Source organism: Burkholderia paludis (assembly GCF_000732615.1).
GTDB classification, from domain to species: domain Bacteria; phylum Pseudomonadota; class Gammaproteobacteria; order Burkholderiales; family Burkholderiaceae; genus Burkholderia; species Burkholderia paludis.
In genome coordinates this window covers 1-5900 of sequence record NZ_JPGL01000126.1, presented here as the reverse complement: position 1 = coordinate 5900, position 5900 = coordinate 1, and the positions used below count along the sequence as shown (strand labels likewise).

The following is a 5900-nucleotide window of genomic DNA, read 5'->3' as shown; positions in this document are numbered from 1 at the left end:
TATCACGACCGCCAGGGCGAGGAAGCGCTGACGTACTTGTATGAGTCCGATAGCTATGTACCGCTTGCACGGATCGATCAGGGCAAGCCGGCGGCTAACGATGCCGATGCAAGGGATGCGGTCTACTATTTCCACAACGATGTGTCGGGGTTGCCGGAGGAGTTGACCGACGCGAGTGGGGATCTGGTCTGGCAGGCCCGCTACAAGGTTTGGGGCAATGCGGTGCAGGAGGAGTGGGTTGCGCAGGTGCCGCAGCGGCCGACAGCCACTTGGGGCGAAGTATCGGTGGTTGCGCCGACGCCAACACACGTACCGCGACCACAGAATCTGCGTTTCCAGGGGCAGTATCTGGACCGCGAGACGGGATTGCACTACAACACGTTCCGATTCTACGATCCGGACATCGGGCGCTTTATCAATCCGGATCCAATCGGGTTGATGGGGGGGACGAACCTCTATCAATATGCGCTCAACCCGATCTCCTGGATTGATCCGTGGGGGCTGGCATGTGGTCCGACAGAAGAAGAGCCTACAACGCGGGTTCGGCACTACACAAACCGAAAGGGATCTAATGCTATTCGTGAAAGCGGTGTAATTAAGGCGCACGACAACAATCGCGTCTATGTTGAACCGGCCAACCGAAAGCCACTGAGTCAGCTTGATGCTGAGACAAAATACCAAATCAAGCAAGGCAGAGGGCGAGATTATGTTGAGATTGATGTGCCAAATAGTAAACTTGAGTGGGTAAAAAATCCACGCTACGGCACGGAAGAGCTTACCGTAAAGGGCGACGTCCCACTCTCAAATCCAGAGATAGTGCAGCGGAGATAATTATGTTGAAAAGCAACGAAAAAATTGAAATGTCAGGTGAGGAAGCCTTATCGATTCTTTGCGAGCTTGAATACTTGCTAATTTCTTTGAGAAATATCGGCATGTACTACCACGAACCTGATCGGATCTCTGGTAATGATAATTTCGGATACTGCGTGGAAACAACGCGATTTATCGACGAGAACAAAGTAACGCAAAAGCTTGCAAAGCTGAGGGAGGTGATATCGGCGAAATTCGACAACTCGTTGGGGGTCGATGATATGGGTGATATTGAAAGGGCAGTGGAAAATATTAAGGTTTGGGAAAGACCTGGGGATTAGTGTAAATGTGATCTGAGTGGGATGAGTCTTTCATGTCGGCGTTGTCATTAATGCGTTGTATTCATATTTGGCAAATGCGCACCCAGTAAAGCACGTAAATAGAGAGGCGTTTAATATCGATCGGGAAGCGTATTTTCAACGACGTGTTGTCGTCGAGATGGAGCGAAGGGGAGTCAATAAAATTAAACGATTCCTATGTCGATAGGTCTATTTTGTGTGGTTATTTGTCGAGTAACTCTGTCTGCCCGAATGGGCGTCGAGGGGGGCTATGATTCCTGGGTTTTTAGATATGGAAAAATCCATTGATAGTGACTTGAGAAAGGCGCGTCATGAACTGGGGAAGGTTCCATTTAGCTTGGGAGTTTTCAAGAATCATGAGTTGGATGATCTCGCGAGACTTGGGAATAAGCAGGCTGAAATTGGAGATTGCTTTAAATGATTGATGCGCATGCTAGGCGTCTGAGTGTGGTTCTTCTTGATGTGTATCGATACGTCTCAGAGGAACGGCGATGGTGAATCGCCCGTGGTACTGACTAGTCCTGTTGATGGAAGGAAAATTGGGGCGGTGGCAGCTAAGAGTTGGGGGGATTATTTGGTGAAGTATCTTTCGAGTTAGTGGGGCTCTTGAATTGGGGTGATGAATTCGAGGTCGCGGAAATCTGACGATGACGCGCGATCCGGCGGGCTTCGCGACGGAGTATCACCGGGATGAGCGTGGGCTCGTGCATACGAGCCGCGATGCGCGCGGGGGGTACAAGTTCCTCGAATGGAATGACCGTGCGCAACTGACCTCTTACACGGATTGTTCAGGCAAGGTCACGCGGTTTGCATACGATGCGCGGGGTGCGCTCGCGCGCGTGACCGACGCGATGGGCCAGTCCACTGTGTATGAAACGGATGCAATGGGGCGCGTCACGGGGATCGGAACCGCTGACGGTGCGCGGCAGATGTTTCGATACGACGCGGCCGGGCGGCTCGTCGAAGTTGTCGATGCGAACCAGCGCAGCACGCGTTATGAACTGAATCCGCGGGGATTGCTGCTTTCGCGTACCGACGCGGCGGGTCGCGTCGTGCGATTCTGCTACGACGACGTGTTCAGGCTCGCGAGTTTGACCAACGAGAACCGTGAGAGCTATCGCTTCCGTTACGACCGCCGCGACCTGCTAAGCGAGGAGGTTGGGCTGGACGGTAGCGTTCGCGTGTACGAATACGATGCTCGCGGACTGGGCATCGTGCTTAGAGAGGGGAAACTTCAGACCACATATGAGCGCGACGCGCTCGGGCGGTTGATCGCAAAGGCATCCGGCCGAGAACGTTGCGAATACCAGTATGACAAGGCGAGCCGCATTTCGTCCGGTGAACTGTATGCACTCACGGCCCGTGGCCCGTCGCTGAAGAACCGCGTCAACCTGAAATACGATGCGCGCGGCGAGGTGCTTGAGGAGTACACGCCGACGGGCTGGCTCGCACACACTTACGACGAGCTTGGTAACCGCGTCAGCACCACGATTTCCGGCGAGCGCACGATTGACTGGCTGCATTACGGCTCCGGTCACGTGCACCAGATCCGTGTCGACGGTGCGGCGATCACCGACATCGAACGCGACGACCTGCATCGAGAAGTGCTGCGCACGCAGGGTGCACTGACGAGCCAGTTTGGATATGACGCGGTCGGTCGCCGTGCGCGATTCGCCGCACAGCGAGGTGCGCTCGCGGACACGCTGTTGAGCAAACAGTGGCGGTACGATGCAGTGGGAGAGGTGATCCAGAAACGTGACCAGCGCTACGGCACAATCGGCTACGGCTACGACCCGACAGGACGCATCGAGCAAGCGATGGGGCCGGGGTTGCCGTCGGAGGTGTTTCGCTGGGATGCAGCCGCGAACTTGGTGTCGAGCGACCATCCTGGTGGATACGTCGAGCACAATCGACTGAAGATGTTCGAGGACAAGCGCTTCGAATATGACGCGTACGGGCGGCTCGTTCGCAAACTGAGCGGTCATGGGCCTGCCAAAGAGCTGGCCCTTGAATACGACGATTGGCACCAGTTGAAGACCGTCGTGACGAAGGACCGACTTGGCATATCGACTACGCATTTCGAATACGACGCGTTCGGTCGCCGGGTTCGTAAGCGCAATGGTGGCTACGCTAGTACGGATTTCCTATGGGATGGCATGCGGCTCGTGCAGGAGACGTACCACGATCGAAGCGGCGAAGAAGCGCTGACATACCTGTACGAGTCGAATAGCTATGTGCCGCTCGCACGTATTGACCAAGGCGCGCCGGCGGCGAATGACGCCGATGCGAGAGACACTGTCTACTATTTCCATAACGACGTTTCAGGGTTGCCGGAAGAACTGACCGACACTGACGGCGAACTGGTCTGGCAGGCCCGCTACAAGGTATGGGGCAACGCGGTACAGGAGGAATGGATCGAGCGAGTGCCGCAGCGGCCGCCACCTTCGTGGAGTGAAGCGCAGGCAGCGGTATCAACACCGACTCACGCGCCACGGCCGCAAAATCTGCGCTTCCAGGGACAATATCTGGATCGAGAGACCGGTCTACACTACAACACATTTCGGTTCTACGATCCGGACATCGGACGGTTCATTACACACGATCCAATCGGGTTGTACGGCGGGGAGAATTTGTATCGCTATGCGGTGAATCCGCTTATGTGGGCTGATCCATTTGGTTGGGCGCCTCACCAAGCTACGATGACCGTCTACGCGCCGGACGGGACAATGAGATTTACGGAAGCACTGAAAAGTGGTGGTGCAACGGGGACTTCCTGGCCAGAGCAAATTGCGTCGCACACAGAATCGAAGGGCATTATTGATCCCCGAATTCAATCAGGTGATCGGGTAGTCTTTACAGATGCGACTTTGCCGCCGTGTTCGGGATGTCGGGGCAACATGAACGTAGCTGCAGCGTCGAAGAATCTAACAGTCGAATACCATTGGGCCGATGGCAAGGGACAGTCCGGCTCGTGGTTCACCGACGCAGACAAGGGCGCAAAGGCTGTCGCTCGAAGAAATGCGCGAAAGGGGCTCGGTTCAAGTGGTTGCTCACGATAAGGAGTTTGCGGTGAAGCTAACGATACATCCGATTGAATTCGATTTTGTCTATGATGAATTGGATACCAATGCGGTCACATTTAAATTGGATGGTGGATATCTTTCGATTCAAACATGTGTCTACCTCGAAGACGATGAGCGATTGAATGAACCTACAGTCGAATTAAACGATCAGGGAAATTCGCAATGTGGGGGGCTGGCTCAGATTGTTTTTTCTCCTCGCAAGGTGGAGCTAAAGTTTAAGGAGGGTGATTATTTTCTTGGCGAGCACTCTGCTATATCAATTTTGCTCGATGAATTTGTTGATGTGAAATTGGTGGACTTTTTTGTCAATTACTTGTTCCTCGGTGGTATTGTGACCTATGACGGCAGTTTCGATCCTGCGAGAAAGGTGATTCAGACTGGAACAAGGGATTATCTTTGATGTTGTCGTTCGAGTAGCGTTGTTTTTGTTTGCAGGGGATTTTCTTGGTTCGTAGTTATCGTCTTGCTCGTTGCGTAGGACTCGAAAAATGATGTGGGGGATATTATTTTCAAAGAGGAAAATTTGAAGGTAGTGAGCAGCTTGGCAGCTATTATTTCTGCAAGACCGGATTTGCCGAGGGTCGGTTGAATATTTTTGGATAAGGGATTCGATAAAAATTCTGCCGATACGTTGATGGCTGTAATTTTCCACATCACCGATTGTTCCGGCAAGGTCACGCGGTTTGCATACGATGCGCAGGGTACGCTTGCGCGCGTGACCGACGCGATGGGCCAGTCCACTGTGTATGAAGCGGATGCAATGGGGCGGGTCACGGGTCACGGGGATCGGGACGGCCGACGGTGCGCGTCAGATGTTTCGATACGATGCGGCCGGGCGGCTCGTCGAGGTCGTTGATGCGAACCAGCGCAGCACGCGTTATGAACTGAATCCGCGTGGATTGTTGATAGCACGCACGGATGCGGCTGATCGCGTCGTGCGGTTTGGTTACGACGATGCGTTCAGGCTCGCGAGTTTGACCAACGAGAATCGTGAAACGTATCGATTCCAGTATGACCGCCGCGATCTGGTTGCTGCGCAGATCGGCCTCGATGGCCATAAGCGTACGTACGAATATGACGTGTGCGGCCAAGGCACGAGCGTCCGGGACGGGCAGATCGAGACGCGATACGAGCGCGATGCGATCGGTCGACTGACGGCGAAGCAAGCTGCGCACGAGCGTTGTGAATATCTGTACGACAAGGCGAGCCGAATCGTATCAGCCGAGTTGTACACACTGGCTGCTCGTGGCCCGTCGCTGAAGAATCGGGTCAGCTTGAAATACGACGCACGCGGTGAGGTCGTCGAGGAATACACGCCGACCGGCTGGCTCGCGCATACCTACGATGAACTCGGCAATCGCGTCAGCACCACGATCTCCGGCGAGCGCACGATCGATTGGCTGCATTACGGGTCGGGACACGTGCACCAGATCCGCGTTGACGGCGCAGCGGTCGCGGACATCGAGCGCGACGATCTGCATCGCGAGGTGCTGCGAACGCAGGGCAAACTGACCAGTCATTTCGGATATGACGCGGTAGGTCGTCGTGCGCGGCACGCTGCGCAGCGTGGCCATGCGGCTGATGATCTGCTTGCTAAGCAGTGGCAATACGATGCAGCAGGCGATGTGATCCAGAAGCGCGATCAGCG

5 protein-coding genes and 2 pseudogenes are annotated in these 5900 nt (G+C 54.6%); 6 read left to right on the top strand and 1 reads right to left on the bottom strand.

Annotation, left to right across the window (positions count from 1 at the left end; genetic code table 11):
* The 5 genes and pseudogenes from GQ56_RS47130 to GQ56_RS45325 form a co-directional block, all read left to right on the top strand.
* The coding region (locus tag GQ56_RS47130) for an RHS repeat-associated core domain-containing protein (protein WP_200878029.1) at positions 1-831 on the top strand (831 nt) is incomplete at its 5' end.
* A gap of 2 nt (positions 832-833) precedes the next feature.
* Positions 834-1151 carry a hypothetical protein gene (locus GQ56_RS42650; protein ID WP_075123128.1) on the top strand — a complete coding sequence of 106 codons (318 nt, stop codon included), beginning with the start codon at positions 834-836 and terminating at the stop codon, positions 1149-1151.
* A gap of 2315 nt (positions 1152-3466) precedes the next feature.
* Positions 3467-3853, top strand: a pseudogene (locus tag GQ56_RS47415) (RHS repeat-associated core domain-containing protein); the annotation flags it as partial.
* Complete coding sequence (locus GQ56_RS47410) at positions 3827-4228, top strand: hypothetical protein (protein WP_456059108.1); 402 nt, start codon at positions 3827-3829, stop codon at positions 4226-4228. The pseudogene GQ56_RS47415 and the gene GQ56_RS47410, both read left to right, overlap by 27 nt.
* A 10-nt stretch (positions 4229-4238) precedes the next feature.
* Positions 4239-4652 (top strand): hypothetical protein, encoded by a 414-nt coding sequence (locus GQ56_RS45325; protein ID WP_152602006.1) that lies wholly within the window; start codon positions 4239-4241, stop codon positions 4650-4652.
* On the opposite strand, the gene GQ56_RS45990 is transcribed toward GQ56_RS45325, so the two are convergent.
* Positions 4643-4930 carry a hypothetical protein gene (locus GQ56_RS45990; protein WP_162531560.1) on the bottom strand — a complete coding sequence of 96 codons (288 nt, stop codon included), beginning with the start codon at positions 4928-4930 and terminating at the stop codon, positions 4643-4645. The genes GQ56_RS45325 and GQ56_RS45990 overlap by 10 nt on opposite strands.
* A gap of 68 nt (positions 4931-4998) precedes the next feature.
* Between GQ56_RS45990 and GQ56_RS39870 the strand changes: the two are divergent.
* Positions 4999-5900 (top strand): annotated as a pseudogene (locus GQ56_RS39870) (RHS repeat-associated core domain-containing protein); the annotation flags it as partial.